The sequence below is a fragment of the Treponema sp. TIM-1 genome (genome assembly GCF_046533115.1).
GTDB lineage: Bacteria > Spirochaetota > Spirochaetia > Treponematales > Breznakiellaceae > JAIRMO01.
The window spans coordinates 1-18,364 of the sequence record NZ_JAJQRC010000033.1 but is presented as its reverse complement, the minus strand read 5'-3'; the positions used below and the strand labels follow the sequence as shown (position 1 = coordinate 18,364).

The window sequence follows — 18,364 nt, the reverse complement described above, 5'->3', positions numbered from 1 at the left end:
TCCAAAATCAGCCCGCCGGATTATAACACCTCAGGGGCCAGGGAGACGATCTTCATAAAATCCCGCTCCCGTAATTCCCGGGCCACCGGCCCAAAGATCCGTTTGCCCTTGGGATTCATACTCCCGTCAATAATCACACAGGCATTATCATCAAAACGGATATAGGTTCCGTCGGGGCGCCGATATTCCTTATGGGTCCGGACTACCACCGCCTTTTCCACGGAACCTTTTTTAATGGTCGATGTGGGCAGGGCATCCTTGACGGCTACCACAATAATATCGCCGATCCCCGCATATTTGCGTTTGGAACCCCCCAGTACTTTAATACACTGTACGGTCTTGGCCCCTGAATTGTCGGCCACATTCAGGAAAGTTTCTACTTGAATCATTTTCTCCGCTCCCCTTATTTGGCCCGTTCGACAATTGCCGCAAGTTTCCAGCATTTTTCCTTGCTGAGCGGACGGCATTCCACTACTCGAACCCGATCTCCCACTTTTGCCTCATTGGCTTCATCATGGGCCTTAACTTTTTTACTCCGCTTAACATATTTTTTGTAAAGGGGATGCAAGGCGGTGGTTTCTACGGCAACCACGATGGTTTTATTCATTTTATCGCTCTTAACAATCCCCACAAACTCTTTTTTGCCGCTTTTAGCTTTAACAACCTGATCTTCCACCATTCGCTCCTTAAACAAGTTTTCGGAAATACCCCGCAAAAACCTGTATTACCCCTTTAAAGCCGGTTCCTGCTGCCGGATCATACCATTAAGACGGGCTATCTGCCGGCGCATAACCCGTTTTTGAAGCGGATTATCCACATGCCCGATAACTATCTGAAAACGAAGTTCCATATACTTTTTATTAAGTTCATCCCGCTTTGCCTTAAGCTCCGCCAGGGAGAGGTTCTTAAACGAATTTTTCATACCCCATTCCTTCTATATAACATAAAACCCAAGGCTATTTCCCGAGCTCAAAGTCGGAACGGGCCACAAACTTGGTTTTAATCGGAAGTTTAGCCCCCGCCAGGATCATCGCCTCTTCCGCAATGGTTTTATCGATGCCTCCCAGTTCAAACATCACGGTTCCCGGTTTAACCACGGCAACCCAATACTCAGGCGGCCCTTTCCCCTTACCCATGCGGGTTTCCGCGGGTTTCTTGGAATAGGGCTTGTCCGGGAAAATCCGGATCCATACCTTGCCGCCCCGCTTAATATGACGGTTCAGGGCAATACGGGCGGCTTCAATCTGCCGGTTGGTAATCCACATCCGGTCCAGGGCCACCAGGGCATAATCCCCAAAAGCCACGGTATTTCCCCGGGTGGCGTTTCCCGGCATATTGCCCCGTTGTACCTTACGGTGTTTTACACGTTTAGGACTCAGCATCGATTAACTCCTCGCGGGGGCGCGTTCACGCCGCTTACGGACCAGGACGCCCGCGTCTTCTTTTTGTTCCTTGCCGTACTTCATACCGTTATAAACCCACACCTTAACGCCGATGACGCCGAAGGTGGTATGGGCCTCGGCAAAACCGTAATCAATATCCGCCCGCAGGGTATGCAGGGGAATCCGGCCTTCCTTGACTTCCTCGGTCCGGGACATTTCCGCGCCCCCGAGCCGCCCCGAAAGCCGCACCTTAACCCCCTGGGCATTACCCTTTTTAATGGCGTTGGTGATAGCCTGTTTCATGGTCCGCCGGAAAGAACCCCGGGCCAAAAGCTGCCGGGAAATGTTCTGGGCGACAATCTGGGCATTACTATCCGCGTTCCGGACTTCCTTAATCTTGATCTGGACCTTCTTGGTGACCTTCTTTTGCAGCTCACTCCCGATTTTTTCTATGTTGGCACCCTTAACGCCGATGATAACCCCGGGACGGGCGGTATGGATCACGATGGTGATCCGCTGGGGGTGCCGGATGATTTCCAACTCGGCGATATCCGCTCCCTTGGTCTCGTTCATATTTAAAATAGAGGATCGAAGTTTCAGGTCCTCGTGAAGGGTATTGGCGTATTCTCTGGGGTCCACATACCACCGGGAAGCCCAGGTTTTATTGATTCCTATCCGAAGTCCAATCGGATTAACTTTTTGTCCCACGTTATTCCCCCGCCTTTTTTCGTAAACCACCGGCCTGCACTTCGTCAATGACCACGGTAATATGGCACATCCGTTTAAGCAGCATATCCGCCCGGCCCCGGGCCCGGAACCAAATCCGCTTCATCCGGGGGCCTTCGTCAATTTGGATCTTCTTAACATACAGCATGTCTTCGGCAAGCTGCTTGTTCAGGCTCAGCGCATTGGAAGCGGCGGATTTTACGGTTTTCCTGATGAGCCGGGCCCCCTTATGGGGCATGTTCTCCAGGATGGACATAGCCTCGGGATAGGGCTTGCGGCGGACGAGATCCGCCACGGGCCTGATCTTAAAGGGCGAAGCGATAAGGTACCGGGTCACCGCCCAGAAGCCTTCTCTTTTTTCATGTGCTTTTTTTCCCATACTCTTTACCTATAGCCCTATTTAGCGGCTTTTTTATCCGACCCCGCATGACCCCGGAAGATCCGAGTCGGAGCGAATTCCCCAAGTTTGTGGCCGACCAAATTTTCCGTAATATAGACGGGGATCCAGGTCTTTCCGTTATACACGGAAATGGTATTCCCCACCATTTCAGGAATAATAGTGGAACAGCGGGAATAGGTTTTAATCATCCTCCGATCCCCGGCCTTGGCCATCTCCAATACTTTCTTATAAAGGCTCTTTTCTATAAAAGGTCCTTTTTTTATTGATCTTGACACCCTTTAACTCCTTAGAAAACCGCTAGCCTCCGGCCGCCGGTTTTCTACTTCTTTTTACCCCGGCTTACGATAAACCGGGAAGAAGGCTTATGCTTGTTCCGGGTTTTAAATCCCTTTGTCGGCTGCCCCCAGGGGGTGACCGGATTGATGCCTTTGTTTTTTCCCTCGCCCCCGCCGTGGGGATGATCCACGGGATTCATGGCCATGCCCCGGACCGTGGGACGGACCCCCAGCCAGCGTTTGCGCCCGGCCTTGCCGAGCTGCACGTTCATGTGATCCTCATTCCCCACCGTCCCCACGGTGGCGTAACATTTTTTGAAGATCATCCGCATTTCACCGGAGGGGAGTTTTACCGTTACATAGTCCCCTTCCTTGGCCGCAATAAGGGCGCCGGTACCGGCGGAACGGGTGATCTGCCCACCCTTGCCCAGGGTAAGCTCAATATTATGAACCACAAAGCCCAGGGGTATATTCTCCAGGGGCAGGGCGTTTCCCGCCTCAATGGGCGCGGTGGGGCCGCTTTGGATCTTCGCCCCCACGATGAGCCCCTTGGGGGCCAGGATATACCGTTTATCCCCGTCGGCGTATACCACCAGGGCAATATTGGCGCTCCGGTTGGGATCATATTCGATGGTGGCTACCTTACCGGGAACCCCGATCTTATCCCGCTTAAAATCAATGATCCGGTAACGGCGTTTATGTCCGCCGCCCTTGTGCCGTACACTGATCCGGCCGTTTGAATCCCGGCCGGCCTTTTCCCCCCGTCCGACGGTAAGGGCCTTTTCCGGCTTATCGGTGGTTATTTCCGCATAGTCCAAACTCGCCCATTGCCGCATCCCCGCGGTTATGGGCTTATACGTTTTTATTCCCATATGGTTCCCCTAAACTCCCTCGAAGATGCCGATCTTTTCGTTTTTCTGCAAACGAATAATGGCCTTCTTCCAGGAAGCGGTATAACCGGCCCGGTTTCGCTGCCGTTTCGGCTTACCCCCCACGACCATGACCGTACAAGCAATGGGGTGTACATTAAAAAGCTTACGGACCGCTTCTTTTATTTGAATCTTAGTGGCGGCGGGATCCACCTTAAAAACATATTTTCCCTCTTCCCGCAGGGCATTGGCTTTTTCGGAGAGGACCGGTTCAATCAGAATTTTTTCGTATATGGTCATAACGCGGCCTCCCCATTATCCGCACCGGCCTCCAGCTTTTTCGCGGAGTCGGCGTAAAAATCATTCAGGTTTTTTACCGCCGTTTCCAAAACAAGCACCCGGCGGCCGTAAAAAAGGTCGTGGGCCCGCAGGCGGTTATAGGAAAGAAAGCTCAGCCAGGGAATATTGGCCCCGGCCTGTTTTACCTTGGGATCATCATCCTTTAAAATAATCACGGTCCGTTCATGGGCGCCGAAATTCTTGATAATCCCCGCTAATTCTTTGGTTTTACCCGATGCTATTGAAAAATCTTCAATGATCTTGAGGGTATCGTTTTGGGCTTTAAGGCTCAGAATGCTTTTCAAGGCCAGGCGTTTGGCTTTTTTGGGAATAGAATAGGAAAAATCCCGGGGTTTGGGGCCGAATATGGTACCGCCCCCCACCAAAACCGGTGACTTTTTATCCCCCCGCCGGGCCCGGCCGGTACCCTTCTGCTTATAGGGTTTGGCATTGGAACCATGAACCTCGCCCCGGTCCTTGGTACTGGCCGTACCCAACCGTTTGTTGGCAAGCTCGTTGTTTATGGCATACCAGATAAGGTCCTCATTTACCGGAAGACCGAAAACGGCATCATCCAGCTCTATACTTCGCAGCTCTTTGCCGTCAATGGAATACACTGTCCGATTCATTACTTCCCTCGTTTTCCTTAAAGGCCTTATTTCTTTACCGCGGCCCGGACGGTAACCAGACCTTTGTTTATGCCGGGAACGGCGCCGCGGACCAATATGAGTTGGTTATCGGCATCGATCTTAACCACCCTCAGACTGAGGGTGGTTACCCGTTCGCGGCCCATACGTCCGGGGAGCTTGACGTTCTTAAAGGTACGGCCCGGATAGGTGGATTGCCCGGTAGATCCCGGCTCCCGGTGAAATTTGGAACCATGGGTACGACGGCCGCCGCCGAAACCCCAGCGTTTGACCACCCCCTGGAAACCCTTACCTTTGGAAATGCCGCACACATCCACATAACGGCATCCCTCAAAGACCTCTACTCCCAGGGAATCCCCCGGAGCAACCTCTTTTTCAAAATCCCGAAATTCCTTGATCCGCTTTTTCGGCGTAATGTTCTCCGGGAACTGTCCCCCATAGGGCTTGGAAACCCGGCTTGGTTTGAGATCATCTACCCCAAGAACCACCGCGGCATAGCCGTCTTTTTCTTTCGTTTTTTGGGCGATGACCACATTCGGATCGATCCGGATAACCGTTACCGGAACCAGATTACCCGCATCGTCGAAGACCTGGGTCATTCCCACTTTTTTGGCCAAAAGACCTAACATGATGTAACTCCACCTAAGGGCACGTTATCCCTCAGTCCCGGGACCGTCTGCCTGAATAAAAACCAATCCGAAGTTTTTTTTAATTGGCTATTTAAAAAAAAGCTTCTGCTTTTATGGGGGGAATTTTCACGCCCCTTTCCCACTAAAAAATCCAACGGATCTTTATTGTTTTATTTCCACATCCACCCCGGCGGGAAGCTCAAGCTTCATTAAAGAATCCATCACCTCCGCGGAAGGGTCAATTATATCGATCAACCGCTTATGGGTCCGCATCTCAAACTGCTCACGGGACTTTTTGTTCACGTGGGGAGAACGAAGCACCGTAATCTTATTTATCCGGGTGGGCAGAGGAATGGGGCCGGTAACTTTGGCCCCCGCCTTCTGCACCGTCTGAACGATAGACTTCGCGCTTTGATCAATTAATTCAACATCGAAACCGCGCAACCGCACGCGAATTCGCTCCTTAGTCATTATTCCTCCGGATGGGGACCAGCCGGCCTTTTGTATTAGCAAAAAACCAGCCGCCCCCGATCAAAACCTTTATTCGATAATCTCGGTCACCTGCCCGGAAGCAACCGTTTTTCCGCCTTCACGGATAGCAAAACGCAAGCCCTTTTCCATGGCGATGGGGTGGATCAGCTCTCCAATTATTTCGGTATTGTCCCCGGGCATTACCATTTCTTTGCCTTCGGGCAATTTCACCGTACCGGTAATGTCGGTGGTTCTGAAGTAGAACTGGGGCCGATACCCGGTAAAGAAGGGACTATGCCGCCCGCCCTCGTCCTTGGACAGACAGTAGATCTGACCCTTGAATTTGAGGTGGGGGGTGATAGAACCGGGCTTTGCCAATACCTGACCGCGTTCAACCTGTTTTTTATCAATACCCCGAAGCAGGACACCGACATTCTCACCGGCCTGAACGTCCTCCAGGGTTTTGTTAAACATCTCCAAACTGGTGGCGACGGTCTGCTGGGTGGGCCTGATACCGACAATTTCTACCGGGTCCATGGCCTTGAGGATACCGCGATCCACTTTACCGGTTACGACCGTACCGCGGCCGGGAATGGTAAATACATCCTCAATGGGCATCAGGAAGGGCTTGTCCGCGTCCCGGACCGGATCGGGAAAATAACTATCCATGGCGTCCAGCAGCGCCTGTATACAGGCGGTATCTTCGGTTTCCTCACCCTTATTGAGGTCTTCCATGGCCTTGAAGGCGGAACCTTTGATGATGGGGATCTCGTTGCCGGGGAACCCGTTGGCGGTAAGTACGTCCTTGATCTCCTCTTCCACCAGTTCAAGCAGCTCCGGATCATCCACCAGGTCGATTTTATTGAGAAAAACGATCATGCTGGGAACGCCGACCTGACGGGCCAGAATAATATGCTCCCGGGTCTGGGGCATAACCGAATCCGGAGCGGATACCACGAGGACCGCGCCGTCCATCTGGGCAGCGCCGGTGATCATGTTTTTGATATAGTCGGCGTGGCCGGGACAGTCGATGTGGGCATAATGCCGCTTTTCGGACTGGTACTCCAGATGCCGGGTATTGATAGTAATACCCCGGGCCTTCTCCTCCGGAGCGTTATCAATATCATCAAATTTCATGACCTTGTCACCGTATTTTTTACCACAATACATGGTTATAGCGGCGGAAAGGGTGGTTTTTCCATGATCTACGTGACCTATGGTTCCGACATTCATGTGGATCTTTGTTCGATTGAACTTATCTTTTGCCATTACGTGTCCTCCTTACCTATTATTGGGCACCCAATTTAAATTCTATTTAAGCCAGTATAATCCAACACTCCCCAGAGTGTAAGACCCTCCGATCCCCTGCCGGGAGCCGGAAATCAACAACCCCGCCGCAAGCGGCCGGGATATGTCATGCTCATACGGGATTTGGCTCAGGGCAGCTATCCCGGTTTGCCCCTCAGGGCCGGGATATATATCCTTCGCAACAAATCAAAAGCGACGTTCCATTATAACAAGGGGAATCAAAAGGGAATAGCAGCATGAAGATGAGGACCAAACCCTCAAACTTGACATAATACCATCCGTCCCGTTCCACCTATCCCATCATGGACAACGCCACAACCGGGGTAATTACCCCCGAATTGCTGATGATCGGTTTGGATCATTAAGAAACCGCCCGCGCGGTTTCCCGAGACTTCCACGCCATTACCGACCGATCAAGAACTTTTTCTTCCCCCTCCTTGATAATCCGCATGGCGCGGTAATCAAATCCGGCGATATACACCGGACCTTCCATTTCAAACAACGCACTAAACCCCGGAGGGTTTAGCAAAAAAACGTATCCAACCGGGCCAGAGCCCCTTGGTTTTATCCTATCCTACCACCGGTAATGGGCAAAGGCCTTATTCGCCTCGGCCATTTTGTGGGTATCTTCCTTTTTCTTAAAGGCCGTGCCGGTATTATTATACGCATCCATAAGCTCCGCGGCAAGCCGTTCATCCATGCCATGGCCGGATCTGGACCGGGCGGCATTGATGATCCACCGCATCCCCAGGGCTTCCCGCCGGGACTCCCGGATTTCCACCGGAACCTGATAGGTAGCGCCCCCCACCCGCCGGGACTTTACCTCGATCACGGGTTTGACGTTCTCTATGGCCTTGAGGAATACCTCCAGGGGCTCCTTTTCGGCCTTGGTTTTAAGCACATCCAGGGCTTCGTGCACGATCCGGAGGGCCACCGACCGTTTACCCTCCCACATCATCCGGTTTACAAACTTGGAAAGCACCACGCTGTTGTATTTAGGATCCGGCAATATGCCCCGGTCAATTGTCTTTTTTTTGCGTCCCATGACTGCTCCTGCCCTAGGCCTTCGGCCGTTTAGCGCCGTATTTAGACCGGCCCCGTTTGCGGTCTTCCACGCCCAGGGTATCCTTGGCGCCCCGGATGATATGGTAACGGACCCCGGGGAGATCCTTCACCCGGCCGCCGCGCACCAGGACCACCGAGTGTTCCTGGAGGTTGTGGCCGATACCGGGGATATAGGCGGTTACCTCAGTGCCGTGGGAAAGCCGCACCCGGGCGACCTTCCGCAGCGCTGAATTGGGTTTTTTGGGGGTGACGGTCATAACCCGGGTACAAACCCCCCGTTTTTGCGGACAAGACTGAAGCGCCGGAGACTTCGTTTTAACGGATATCTGCTGCCGGCCAAAACGAACCAACTGATTAATCGTAGGCATCTACCACAAACTCCCTTTCGCATCACCGTGGAAAACCGCGGCGTCAATTACCTATTGAAAGCGCCTTTTCATAAAAAATTGTTGTGTGAAGCTATATCAAAAATATGGCCCCAGGGCCATGGAATTTTGAAACACCCTCATGCAAGGAAGTTCAATCTATCTGAAAAATAAAAAAGAGTCAAGGGGAAATCTATAAATTTTTGCAAAGAATCAAAAAAAATTTGCCTGGGACCTCGATTTACCCCTGTTTTTCCGAGCCGGGCCGGATCACCACCAGGTGGCGCTCCTCTTCCAGGAAGGGGACCGGGACCGGCAGGGCTTCCCAGGAAGGGGCCGCGTCCCTGAGGGGCCCCAATTCCGCGTCGACGACCTGCCGGCGGCCCTTGTAAGCGGCCAGGACCCCCCCGGGCGCGAGGAGGCGGAAAAGGCCCTTGAGGACGGCCCGGTCCAGGGGCCGGAAGGCCCGGAAGGCGACCACCCGGAACCGGCCCGGGGCGGCCCGCTCCATGGGGCCTTCTTCCACGGTAAGGTTGGGGAGGGCCAAAACCGCCTGGATGTTCCTGAGGAAAGCCGCCCGGCGGCCCTTGCGTTCGATCAGGGTAACGGGATGGTGTGGCAGGGCTATGGCCAGGGGGATCCCCGGTAGGCCCGCCCCGGAACCCACGTCGGCCAGGGCCGAAATTTTTTCGGCCCCGGCCGGGTTTTCTTCGGCCCCGGCCGGGCTTTCCAGCAGGCCCAGGATGAGGCCCAGGGGGGCCAGGGAATCGAGGAGGTGCTTTACCACCAGTTCCCGCCGGTCCCCGGTCCCCACCAGGCCGTAGGCGGGGTTGAACAGCTCAATTTCTTCTATATATTTATTCAAGAGACCTTCCAGACGGCCGGTGAGGAGGGCCCGGAGGGCGGGGTCCCCCGCGCCCAGGCGGGAAAGCCCCTCGGCCAAGGTAGGGTCCACAGCGCGGCCCTACCGGCGTTCTTTTTCCCGCATCTTTTTGAGGGCCTCGGCAAAGGGGTTGTACATGGTGCCGTCGTCGGAAGAGCGGGAAGGCCGGCTTTCCGGGCGGGAGGGGGCCGGGGGTTTAGGCCCGGTGGTCTTGACCGCCCGTTTTTTGCCGGACTCCGGCGTTTCGGGGCTCCCTTTGCCCGCAAGGGCGGCCGCCGGAGGGGCGGCAGCGGGAAGGGGGCGGTCCTTTTTCCGGGAAAGGCTGATGCGGCGGCGGTCCTGATCCAGGGCGATGATACGGAATTCCAGAACCTCCCCCACCTTGACCAGCTCCAGGGGATCCTTGACGAAATGGTCGCTCAATTCCGATATATGGACCAGGGCGGTTTCCTTGATCCCCAGATCCACAAAGGCCCCAAAATCGACCACATTTTTGATCTTCCCGGTAACGGTCATCCCTTCCTGCAGATCCTCGAAGGTGATGACCCCCTTTTGCATGACCGGTTTGGGATAACCCTCCCGGGGGTCCCGGTTGGGCTTCTTTAATTCATCCACAATATCGTTGATGGTGGTATCCCCCACCCCGTATTTTTCTTTGAGGACCTGGAACTCCGCGGAACTGCGGTTGGCGGTGGTGGTACCGGCCCCGGGGGCGCCCATGGATTGGCGGATGATCCGGGCTATCTCGTAGTTCTCCGGGTGAACCCAGGTATTGTCCAGGGGATCGGCGCTTTCGGGGATCTTGAGAAACCCCGCGCATTGCTCAAAACTCTTGGGACCCATGCCGGGGACCGTGGTAAGCTCCGCCCGGGAGGCGATCTTCCCCTTTTCGTCCCGGTATTGGACGATTTTTTTTGCCAGGGAACTGTTGATCCCCGACACGTATCTGAGGAGGGAGACGCTGGCGGTATTGAGGTTCACCCCCACGTTGTTCACCACCGAGGAAACCACCTCGTCCAGGGTTTCGGAGAGCTTCCGCTGGTTCACATCGTGCTGGTACAGGCCCACGCCGATGGATTTGGGGTCTATCTTGACCAGCTCCGCCAGGGGATCCTGGAGTCGGCGGCCTATGGAGATGGCCCCCCGGATGGTGAGATCCAGGTCCGGGAATTCCTCCCGGGCGATATCACTGGCGGAATACACCGAAGCCCCGTCCTCGTCCACCACGGTATAGAGGACCTCCAGGTCGTTTTCGCCGATGACCTGGCTTACGATCTCCTGGACATCCCGGGTGCCGGTGCCGTTCCCCACAGCGATGAGCTGGATGTCGTATTGTTTTATCCCGGTGAGGAGGAGTTTTTTCGCTTCCTCCACCTTGTGGTTGTAGATGACGAAGTTCCCCAGGTATTTGCCCGTATCGTCCAGGAAGGCACATTTGGTCCCGGTACGGATACCGGGATCGATCCCCAGGACCCGGGTCCCCTTGATGGGCTGCTGCATGAGGAGGTTTTTGAGGTTCTGGCTGAACACCCCGATGCTGTGATCGTCGGCGGCTTCGTTCTGGTCGCCCCGGAGTTCCCGGATCACCGCCGGGGAGAGGAGCCGTTTGAGGCCGTCTTCGATGGCGGTACGGTGGTAGTCGTTATGGATGGCATAGTTATTTTGGAGGAGTTCCACCGCGGTATTTTCATCCACGTCCATGGTTACCTCCAGGACCCCCTCCCGTTCCCCCCGGTTGACGGCCAATATACGGTGGGGTTTTATCTGGGAGAGGGGTTCGGTGTAATCCCAGTACATCTGGTAGGTACTTTTCTTCCTGGCTTCCTCGTCGCCAAACCCCGCTGCCTGGGAAGCCTTGACGATGATCCGGCCGTCGGCCCGGTAAAAGGCTTTGACCGCGGCCCGGTTTTCCGGGGTTTGGGAAACCTCCTCGGCCAGGATGTCCATGGCCCCCTGGAGGGCGTCCTCTACGGTGGGAACCGAGAGGGCGGGGTTTTCGGTATTTTCCACCAGGAACTCCCGGGCCTTGGCACGGAGGGCTTCGGTTTCCAGTTCCTTCATGGCAGCGGCCAGGCCTTCCAGGCCCTTTTCCAGCGCCATCATGCCCCGGGTCTTTTTCTTCCGTTTGTAGGGGGCATAGATATCTTCCAATTCCGTGAGGGTGGCGGCTTTGAGGATATTATCGTAGAGGGCTTCGGTGAGCTTTCCCTGGTCAAAGATCCCCCGGATTATCTCGATCCGCCGGGTTTCAAGATTTTTTCCCCCGGAAAAGAGGTGTTCCACTTCCCGGACCTGGACCTCGTCGAGGCTGCCGGTTTTTTCCTTCCGGTACCGGGCGATAAAGGGGACGGTACTCCCCTCGGCAAGGAGGCTCAGAACCGCCGAAACCTGGCTGAGATTGACGGTCAACTTTTCCGCAATCCGCTTCATCAGGGCTACTTCGTTCACCGTGAGGGTGTCGATAAATTCTTGGGTTAATTCCATATGCCGGGGATTATACCAAAGTCACCCGCCTAAGGTAAGTACCCGGAATACCCCCAAAAAAGCAGATTTTTTGGGAAATTTAGTGTTTTTTTATTGAATTCTTGTTGAAATCATATTGGATTTGCGATATATTAGTATATAGAGATAATTGGTTCAGGATAATTTCAAAATCGCTATCGTATTACAAAAAACTTATGGGAAGGGGCTGTTTCAAAAATTTAGTTTTGAAACGGAAATTTATAGATGTAACTGTCAGGGCGGGCTTTAGGGCCGCTTTCGAAAAGCCGATTTTGTAAAAAAATGAATCTTCTATAATAAAAGGGAGTGACAAGATGAAAAAAATTGCAATTATGTCGATCTGGTGCGGCCTTGCGGCCCTGATCCTTGGGGGATGCGCCGTTCCTGTGGGTGAAGATTTCATCACGCCCCGGGAAACCGAGCAAAATGGCACTTATGTCGTTGACTATAACCTCCAGACATATATCCCGGTTCCCGTCATAGGGGAACCGGCGGTTAAATCCGTCATCAACCGCGGGGACCTGAAGGCCAGCGTAACCTGGAAATCCGAGGCCGGCGTTGAAGTAAGCACCCTGGAAACCTTTGAGGCCAATACGGTATATCAGGCGGAAATAAAACTCACCCCCCGGGAAGGGTATCTCTTTAATCCCTCCATAGCCTTTGAGTATCAGCCGGGCAAAACGCAGAAACAAGAGGAGATACGGGAGGATGAGAATTCCACCCGGACCGTGCGGGTTACCTACCGTAATTCCAACGACGGAAATATCGTTACGGACTATAACCTGCAAAACTATGTGCCCTTTCCGTTAGTGGGAAAGAAGCCGGTGTGGACGATCGATACCGATGAAGTAACGGGGACGGTATTCTGGAAAGAAATAGATGGCAGCAGCAGCACCGACCTGGACGATTCCTCTATCTTCCAGGCAGGGAAGACATATACGGCGGACATAGTCCTGCAAGTCCGGCCGGGGGGCTACCGGTTTGACAAGGAAAAGGACTTTAAATATCCCGAGGATACGGTAATAACACAGCCCGAGTCTAACCGGGAGCTGGAAGAACGGCTCCTGACTCCGGTAACTTACCAGACCCCGAAGACTCCGGTGAACCTCTTCAACCTGACTAACTATATCACCGCTCCGGTGAAAGACGCTCGGCCAGTTACGGCGGGTTTTACCACTCATCCTCAATATACCGCTGTCGAGGTGGTGTGGACGCCGAATGATCCTGCTTTTATCGAGGGACACCCCTATACGGCGACGGTGGTTCTGACCGCCCTTGAGGGGTATGGCTTCCCCCAGGTAACCCCGTTTTACTATGAGGGCAGCGGCGCATGGGAGGGTGCATGGGTGAAGCCCCGGAACAATAACGGGGTCAGTGTCACGGCAGATGTTATCTTCCCAGAGAATAGCCGCCTTACCGTGATTATAGATGGGCAGTATTGAGTCATCCCGTTTTGGACCGGTCCACAGTATGATTTAAAGATAGGCTGGGACCGGTGTTTTTTTCGCCGGGACCAGCGGAAACCGCGGCTGGGCAGCAGGGTGGAGGGCGGCTCGGGAAAACCGGTGGAATTTTTAAAAAGGAGGTCCTCGTGATTAAGCCGGTATATTTGACGGATCAATCCCAAAACTCATGTTGTCTGGGGATAAGCCGGGGAAGCGATCGAAAACCTCTCTTTTTTCAAAAATTCACGGCTGTTTTTCAAAGGATTGCCATTTGGGGAAAGCCTTTTTTATTTTTTCTGATTTTTTTTATTTCCCTGACACCGGTAAGAATATCCGCACAAACCCAACTTGAGGAAGCCGCGGTACCGGAGAACCTGATACCGGAGCAGCCGGTGGTGACTAAGTCGGTGGCGCTTATGACCTTTTTGGGAGACGATTTGGGCATAGGCGCTCAGTTTCAAGATGGGGTTGATCGAGAAGTACTCGCTTTGGGAGGATATACCACCCATAGGATCAGCGCCGAAGAATTTCCCCAATCCCTTTCCTTATCCCCTGACTATCCCCCGGATAGGATTTATCTGGGAGACCTGCAGTATTCCCTGACCGGTGAATATTATGTTGATATGGATGATCTGCAGCATTTTCAGCTTTGGCTGTGGAACAGCCGCAACGGGTCCCTGGTATATACCGATGAGATGGTTTTTGAAGATATGGAGGAGGCCAATAGCTATTTGCCCCCCATGGTATCCTGGATTTTTTCCCACATACCCGTAGAGTCGTATATAAATGTAACCACCGTTACCAACGAAAATACCAACAGTATCGAAGAGCCAGTCGTTAGCACGGTAGAAGAAAGTTCCGCCCCAAAGCATATCTTTAGGGGAAAACTGAATCTAGGTATCCGGGGCGGGGGGGTCTACACTACTTATGGAGCCAATATATCCGTTGGGGGATATGGATCGGGCCAAAGTCAGGGATTTAGCGGCGAAGGCGCCCTCATGCTGGAGTTCCGAATCTTCAAGCTTTTTGGCATACAGGTCGAGGGGGTTTTTACCCACGATACTTTCAAGGTTGTAAAGGTGATTACCCAACCAACGCAGGAGGTCCGGGCTACTGATCACTATATGGGCATGTCTTTGATGTTCCCCCTGCTCTTAAAAATGCCCATAGAAACCGGGGTCTTTACGATTTCCCCCTTTGCGGGAGCGTATTATGTGATGCCCATAGGGGAGCTGACCCAGATCGCCAACGAATCGGGACAGGAGAATGTTTCCTATACCTATGTGGTGGATCCTCCCCTGGGCCTCATCCTGGGACTAGAGGGGGGCCTTCGCCTGGGACCGGGAGAATTATTCGCGGATCTGCGCTTTAGCCGGGATATCGGTACGACGATGATCCGTCAGGGGATTCAATATTCTCGCAGCAGGCTCACGCTATCCCTGGGGTATAAATTCAGGCTTTGGGAGCGCCGTTAGTTCCTATTGACTTCTTAATTGTATGGGGAGTATATCTATGCCGGACCCTGGGTCAACACAAGGGGATGGTTTCAACTATTTAAAGGAGTAGGGGCATGAAAAGAATGGGGGGGGTAATGGTTTTGTACGGCCTCGCTGTCTTCATTCTTGGAGGATGCGCTATCCCCCTGGGTGAAGATTTCATTACTCCCCATAATACCGCCAAAAATGGTATTTATATTGTTGATTATAACCTGCAAAGTTATGTTCCCGTTCCTGTCGCGGGGGAACCGGCGGTAAAACTCGTCACCAACCGCGAGGGCCTGGATGCAACCGTAATTTGGAAAGACCAGAACGACCATACATTAAGCGACCTGGATGTTTTCCTGCCCAATACGGTATATAAGGCCGAAATAAAATTCACCCCCCAGGAGGGGTATCGCTTTAACTCCTCCATATCCTTCAGCTATCATCCGGGCAAGATACAGGACCAAAAGGATGATCTGGGGGATCCCACCCGGACCGTGACAGTTACCTATCTTAATTCCGATGATGGAAATATCACCTATGTTACGGACTATAACCTGGAAAATTACGTCCCGGTTCCGGTAGGGGAAGAGCATCCGGTATGGGAGATCGACACCGAGGAGCTAACCGGGACGGTCAGTTGGAAGCAGGGGGGAAATCCCCTGGGGGACTCCGCCGCATTCCAGGGGGGAGAAGAGTATACGGCGGACATAACGCTCCGGACCAGGCCGGGGTACCGGTTTAATCCGGAGCGGTTTTTTGCGTATCCCGCGGATACGGTAGCGGTCCAGCCTAATTCCAATAAGGATTCGGCGGTACGGAACCTGAGTACGGTAAGCTACCAGAAGGCGGTAACCAAGAAGCCGGTGACCAACTTTGACCTGGGGACCTACATCACCGGTCCGGAGTGGGGAAAGTTACCGAATACGGCGGGTTTTGCCGATATTCAATATAGTGTGGACGAAGTACGGTGGGAGCCGGTTGATGCGTGTTTTACCCCGGGGGGTTCCTATACGGCAACGGCAGTTCTGACCGCCAAGGACGGCTATACCTTTACCGGGGTGGGGAGCGAGGCGTTTTCCTATCCCGGCGCCGAGGTAAGCTTTAGCGGCAGCGGGAAGCATGGTACGGTAACGGTGGTCTTTCCAAAAATCATTGCCAAGGTTACCGATAGAGACCTGGCGGGCAGTATCGCAGCGCCGAAAACCGGGAGTATCCCGAGCAGTGTCTTCTCCCATTCCGGTTCCCAATATACCGGCTCGGAGGTAACCTGGTATGGGGATGGGTCGGACGAGGAGGTGACCGGGACCTTTACCGTCGATATCGTTTATACGGCGCGGGTTACCCTGACCGCCAAGGACGGCTATACCTTTACCGGGGTGGATTCGTTTACCTATACATCCGATGATATGCTTGACATTACTACGGCCAATAATACCGGGGACCAGGTTACGGTAGCTATTAGGTTTCCGGCCCTTGCGAAGATCAGCATATCCGGACCGTGGTAAGGGGAGCCACGCTCCCCGGTAGGGCCACCGCCTTTCAAGCGGACGTTCCTTGCGTATGAAAGAGCGGGGATTTTTTTTAGGATTTTTTTTGAAAAACACTTGCTTTTTTTATATTTTTTTGTTACATTCGATATGGTGAATTAATGTTTTCCCGGAACTCAATTCCGGCATTAGTTCCCAAAAGGAGCGTTATTTATGAAAATCGCGAAACCAGCAGTCCTGGTTATGTTCGGCATCCTGGCGGCCCTTCTGGCCGTAGGGTGTTCTAACCCATCGTTCCCCTCAGGGGGAGTAGGCGATGCCGGTCCGGAGACCTATTCCGGGCCGGGTATTGACCCTGACAGTTCCTTTACGGTGACCTTTACCCTGGGGCAGAGCGATACGGCCCGGAGCGTGGCGGGCCCGGATGCGGACCGGATATATTTGACGGGAGCTACGGGAATCCGGAATTTCGTCCAGCTCGTCGTGGTGGATAAAGACAAAAAAGAAATTAAGGGCCTCGCCGAGAACCGCAAAGAAAGCGACGGGGATAGTGAATTCACCCTGACCCTTGATCATCTGGTCCGGGGTAAGGAATATGCCTTCCTCCTGCTGATGGGGCATTGGGAACGGGGCCCGAACGATGGGAATAATAATTATACATATACCGAGGATGAGGCGCCCACCCTTCTGTCCGCCGGGTTAGCGGAGAAGAAGGTGAATGTCACGGGGGATACGGTGGTAACTATCACGATGTATCCGGTTACCGTGGACACCAAGTTTACATCAACAGAGAACGGCAATCTGACCATCGAACCGAAAGTGACTGGTGGGAAACCCGATGCGGCCTATCTGCCCCCGAGAAGCGATTGGGACGTATTGTGGACGGTACAGCGGGCGGCGGCAGGGACGGATGGGTTTGAAAAGGCCCTGATACCGGCGCAAAATATAGTTGGCAGCCCTGCTGTTGTGAATGCGTTGAAGATCCAGAAAAATCGGTTCATTCCCTCCTATACTACTCCGTCGGAGACCGGATCCGGGACTACGGCGAATAGTTTTAGCTATGACATCCCGGCGGATAAAACAAAACAGGACGGAAATGGGGGAGGGGCGGTAAACTTCAATCTGGAGTATGTGCCCTTTAACCTGGCCGCAGTCACCGATTGGAGCGGTGTGACGTCGACGTATTTTAAGCCGGCGAATTTTGCTGACGGTGTGCCGGTATGGATCATCCGGAACGGGCTGAATGATACGGCCCAGAACGGGGATACGAACTTTTCCCCAAATGCCACCGCCATCAATAGGAACGGGGCGGTACGGTTTGTGATAGGGCTTCCAGCACCACCACCAGAACCACCGCCTGGTCCTCATCAGGACGATGAGCTGTGGGTTGATAACGGGGAGTTCCAAAACATGGATGTTCCGGCAGAGCCGCAAATCGGCTTTACCACCGGGGGTTATGACGATAATGCGGAGGTGTGGTATGCGGTAGTGGGGGCGGGGGAGACCCCACCAACCCAGGGGGATTATATCTGGATAGATAGCGTAATACCTGGTGACCATACCGAGGAGATAATTGTGCCCGATGACCTGGTGAACTCAGATTACGACGTGTATGTGGTGATCTCCAAGGATGGGGAGGTGAGCCCGCCTGAAATTATCAGAAGCACCGGTAAGGTAATCGTAACTCCTATATGGGGTACCGACTAACCGACTTCCCGCTTCCGTAATATGAGATAAAATCCTAGCTAAAAAGCAGGAGCTGCCCGAAGCGGTGAACAACCGCTTCGGGCAGTTTTTTTTATACCGCAGATACCCTGTCCGGAGAGCGGCCGTTAGTTTTCAAATATATGCCGTTGGATAAATCCCCTTATACAAGAAGCATAGAATTAACCACGAACCACCCGAACCTCACGAACAAAGGGGAGAATTGGGGTATGAATTCGGAATATCGAGGCAAAAGTTCGGGGTTATTTAGGCCGAGAATTTAACCACAAACCCCACGAAAAAAGGAGAGAATTGGGGTATATATGCTGAAAAATACTGCATTTTTTTTAAAAAATACTTGCTTTTTTTATACTTTTTTTTTA

Annotated in this window: 22 protein-coding genes; 4 read left to right on the top strand and 18 right to left on the bottom strand. The window is 53.3% G+C overall.

All coding sequences use genetic code 11. From position 1 onward, the window contains the following. Window positions 1-20: 20 nt before the first annotated feature. The 18 genes from rplN to LQZ21_RS11220 form a co-directional block, all read right to left on the bottom strand. Window positions 21-389, bottom strand: coding sequence for a 50S ribosomal protein L14 (gene rplN / locus LQZ21_RS11305; RefSeq protein WP_411044467.1), 369 nt, complete (start codon window positions 387-389; stop codon window positions 21-23). A 14-nt stretch (window positions 390-403) separates the two neighbouring features. After that, entirely contained in the window at window positions 404-679 is a 276-nt protein-coding gene (gene rpsQ / locus LQZ21_RS11300; RefSeq protein WP_411044465.1) for a 30S ribosomal protein S17, read from the bottom strand. Window positions 680-724: 45 nt separating this feature from the next. Continuing rightward, on the bottom strand, window positions 725-922 hold the full coding sequence (gene rpmC / locus LQZ21_RS11295; protein WP_411044463.1) for a 50S ribosomal protein L29: 198 nt from the start codon (window positions 920-922) through the stop codon (window positions 725-727). A gap of 34 nt (window positions 923-956) precedes the next feature. After that, window positions 957-1,382 (bottom strand): 50S ribosomal protein L16, encoded by a 426-nt coding sequence (rplP, locus tag LQZ21_RS11290; RefSeq protein ID WP_411044461.1) that lies wholly within the window; start codon window positions 1,380-1,382, stop codon window positions 957-959. A gap of 3 nt (window positions 1,383-1,385) precedes the next feature. Further along, window positions 1,386-2,090 (bottom strand): 30S ribosomal protein S3, encoded by a 705-nt coding sequence (gene rpsC, locus LQZ21_RS11285; RefSeq protein ID WP_411044459.1) that lies wholly within the window; start codon window positions 2,088-2,090, stop codon window positions 1,386-1,388. Window position 2,091: 1 nt separating this feature from the next. Then, window positions 2,092-2,487 (bottom strand): 50S ribosomal protein L22, encoded by a 396-nt coding sequence (gene rplV / locus LQZ21_RS11280; protein ID WP_411044457.1) that lies wholly within the window; start codon window positions 2,485-2,487, stop codon window positions 2,092-2,094. A gap of 17 nt (window positions 2,488-2,504) precedes the next feature. Then, a complete protein-coding gene (rpsS, locus tag LQZ21_RS11275) occupies window positions 2,505-2,783 on the bottom strand; it encodes a 30S ribosomal protein S19 (protein WP_411044455.1) in 279 nt (92 codons plus the stop codon). Window positions 2,784-2,827: 44 nt separating this feature from the next. Then, window positions 2,828-3,655: a 50S ribosomal protein L2 gene (gene rplB, locus LQZ21_RS11270; RefSeq protein WP_411044453.1), complete on the bottom strand. Its 828-nt coding sequence runs from the start codon at window positions 3,653-3,655 to the stop codon at window positions 2,828-2,830. 9 nt (window positions 3,656-3,664) lie between these two features. Continuing rightward, the gene (locus LQZ21_RS11265) at window positions 3,665-3,952 is read right to left on the bottom strand and encodes a 50S ribosomal protein L23 (RefSeq protein WP_411044451.1); all 288 of its coding nucleotides are present in this window, start codon (window positions 3,950-3,952) and stop codon (window positions 3,665-3,667) included. Then, on the bottom strand, window positions 3,949-4,620 hold the full coding sequence (rplD, locus tag LQZ21_RS11260; protein ID WP_411044449.1) for a 50S ribosomal protein L4: 672 nt from the start codon (window positions 4,618-4,620) through the stop codon (window positions 3,949-3,951). Before rplD ends, LQZ21_RS11265 begins: the two co-directional genes overlap by 4 nt. Window positions 4,621-4,646: 26 nt before the next feature. Beyond that, window positions 4,647-5,267 (bottom strand): 50S ribosomal protein L3, encoded by a 621-nt coding sequence (gene rplC, locus LQZ21_RS11255; protein ID WP_411044448.1) that lies wholly within the window; start codon window positions 5,265-5,267, stop codon window positions 4,647-4,649. Window positions 5,268-5,429: 162 nt separating this feature from the next. Then, window positions 5,430-5,738, bottom strand: coding sequence for a 30S ribosomal protein S10 (gene rpsJ / locus LQZ21_RS11250; protein ID WP_411044446.1), 309 nt, complete (start codon window positions 5,736-5,738; stop codon window positions 5,430-5,432). A gap of 69 nt (window positions 5,739-5,807) precedes the next feature. Then, window positions 5,808-7,007, bottom strand: a complete 1,200-nt coding sequence (tuf, locus tag LQZ21_RS11245) for an elongation factor Tu (protein ID WP_411044444.1) — start codon at window positions 7,005-7,007, stop codon at window positions 5,808-5,810. 400 nt (window positions 7,008-7,407) lie between these two features. Then, window positions 7,408-7,539, bottom strand: a complete 132-nt coding sequence (locus LQZ21_RS11240; RefSeq protein WP_411044442.1) for a hypothetical protein — start codon at window positions 7,537-7,539, stop codon at window positions 7,408-7,410. Window positions 7,540-7,620: 81 nt separating this feature from the next. Further along, complete coding sequence (gene rpsG / locus LQZ21_RS11235; RefSeq protein WP_411044440.1) at window positions 7,621-8,091, bottom strand: 30S ribosomal protein S7; 471 nt, start codon at window positions 8,089-8,091, stop codon at window positions 7,621-7,623. Between the two features lie 13 nt (window positions 8,092-8,104). After that, entirely contained in the window at window positions 8,105-8,479 is a 375-nt protein-coding gene (rpsL, locus tag LQZ21_RS11230; protein WP_411044438.1) for a 30S ribosomal protein S12, read from the bottom strand. A gap of 238 nt (window positions 8,480-8,717) precedes the next feature. Further along, on the bottom strand, window positions 8,718-9,431 hold the full coding sequence (rsmG, locus tag LQZ21_RS11225; protein ID WP_411044436.1) for a 16S rRNA (guanine(527)-N(7))-methyltransferase RsmG: 714 nt from the start codon (window positions 9,429-9,431) through the stop codon (window positions 8,718-8,720). Between the two features lie 9 nt (window positions 9,432-9,440). Next, window positions 9,441-11,843: a helix-hairpin-helix domain-containing protein gene (locus LQZ21_RS11220; RefSeq protein WP_411044434.1), complete on the bottom strand. Its 2,403-nt coding sequence runs from the start codon at window positions 11,841-11,843 to the stop codon at window positions 9,441-9,443. 332 nt (window positions 11,844-12,175) lie between these two features. Between LQZ21_RS11220 and LQZ21_RS11215 the strand changes: the two genes are divergently transcribed. The 4 genes from LQZ21_RS11215 to LQZ21_RS11200 all read left to right on the top strand — a co-directional run bounded on the left by LQZ21_RS11215 (window position 12,176) and on the right by LQZ21_RS11200 (window position 17,984). After that, window positions 12,176-13,303, top strand: a complete 1,128-nt coding sequence (locus LQZ21_RS11215; protein WP_411044432.1) for a hypothetical protein — start codon at window positions 12,176-12,178, stop codon at window positions 13,301-13,303. Window positions 13,304-13,452: 149 nt separating this feature from the next. Further along, window positions 13,453-14,781 carry a hypothetical protein gene (locus tag LQZ21_RS11210; RefSeq protein WP_411044430.1) on the top strand — a complete coding sequence of 443 codons (1,329 nt, stop codon included), beginning with the start codon at window positions 13,453-13,455 and terminating at the stop codon, window positions 14,779-14,781. A gap of 95 nt (window positions 14,782-14,876) precedes the next feature. Beyond that, the gene (locus tag LQZ21_RS11205) at window positions 14,877-16,295 is read left to right on the top strand and encodes a hypothetical protein (RefSeq protein ID WP_411044428.1); all 1,419 of its coding nucleotides are present in this window, start codon (window positions 14,877-14,879) and stop codon (window positions 16,293-16,295) included. A gap of 195 nt (window positions 16,296-16,490) precedes the next feature. Further along, window positions 16,491-17,984 carry a hypothetical protein gene (locus tag LQZ21_RS11200; RefSeq protein WP_411044426.1) on the top strand — a complete coding sequence of 498 codons (1,494 nt, stop codon included), beginning with the start codon at window positions 16,491-16,493 and terminating at the stop codon, window positions 17,982-17,984. Window positions 17,985-18,364 lie beyond the last annotated feature (380 nt).

Coding starts and splice junctions, on each gene's coding strand:
- rplV (WP_411044457.1), bottom strand. CDS start 2,487: ATGGGAAAAAAAGCACATGAAAAAAGAGAAGGCTTCTGGGCGGTGACC.
- LQZ21_RS11220 (WP_411044434.1), bottom strand. CDS start 11,843: ATGGAATTAACCCAAGAATTTATCGACACCCTCACGGTGAACGAAGTA.
- rpmC (WP_411044463.1), bottom strand. CDS start 922: ATGAAAAATTCGTTTAAGAACCTCTCCCTGGCGGAGCTTAAGGCAAAG.
- rplN (WP_411044467.1), bottom strand. CDS start 389: ATGATTCAAGTAGAAACTTTCCTGAATGTGGCCGACAATTCAGGGGCC.
- rplP (WP_411044461.1), bottom strand. CDS start 1,382: ATGCTGAGTCCTAAACGTGTAAAACACCGTAAGGTACAACGGGGCAAT.
- rpsJ (WP_411044446.1), bottom strand. CDS start 5,738: ATGACTAAGGAGCGAATTCGCGTGCGGTTGCGCGGTTTCGATGTTGAA.
- LQZ21_RS11265 (WP_411044451.1), bottom strand. CDS start 3,952: ATGACCATATACGAAAAAATTCTGATTGAACCGGTCCTCTCCGAAAAA.
- LQZ21_RS11240 (WP_411044442.1), bottom strand. CDS start 7,539: ATGGAAGGTCCGGTGTATATCGCCGGATTTGATTACCGCGCCATGCGG.
- LQZ21_RS11200 (WP_411044426.1), top strand. CDS start 16,491: ATGAAAATCGCGAAACCAGCAGTCCTGGTTATGTTCGGCATCCTGGCG.
- rpsL (WP_411044438.1), bottom strand. CDS start 8,479: ATGCCTACGATTAATCAGTTGGTTCGTTTTGGCCGGCAGCAGATATCC.
- rpsG (WP_411044440.1), bottom strand. CDS start 8,091: ATGGGACGCAAAAAAAAGACAATTGACCGGGGCATATTGCCGGATCCT.
- LQZ21_RS11215 (WP_411044432.1), top strand. CDS start 12,176: ATGAAAAAAATTGCAATTATGTCGATCTGGTGCGGCCTTGCGGCCCTG.
- rplD (WP_411044449.1), bottom strand. CDS start 4,620: ATGAATCGGACAGTGTATTCCATTGACGGCAAAGAGCTGCGAAGTATA.
- tuf (WP_411044444.1), bottom strand. CDS start 7,007: ATGGCAAAAGATAAGTTCAATCGAACAAAGATCCACATGAATGTCGGA.
- rpsQ (WP_411044465.1), bottom strand. CDS start 679: ATGGTGGAAGATCAGGTTGTTAAAGCTAAAAGCGGCAAAAAAGAGTTT.
- LQZ21_RS11205 (WP_411044428.1), top strand. CDS start 14,877: ATGAAAAGAATGGGGGGGGTAATGGTTTTGTACGGCCTCGCTGTCTTC.
- rplB (WP_411044453.1), bottom strand. CDS start 3,655: ATGGGAATAAAAACGTATAAGCCCATAACCGCGGGGATGCGGCAATGG.
- rplC (WP_411044448.1), bottom strand. CDS start 5,267: ATGTTAGGTCTTTTGGCCAAAAAAGTGGGAATGACCCAGGTCTTCGAC.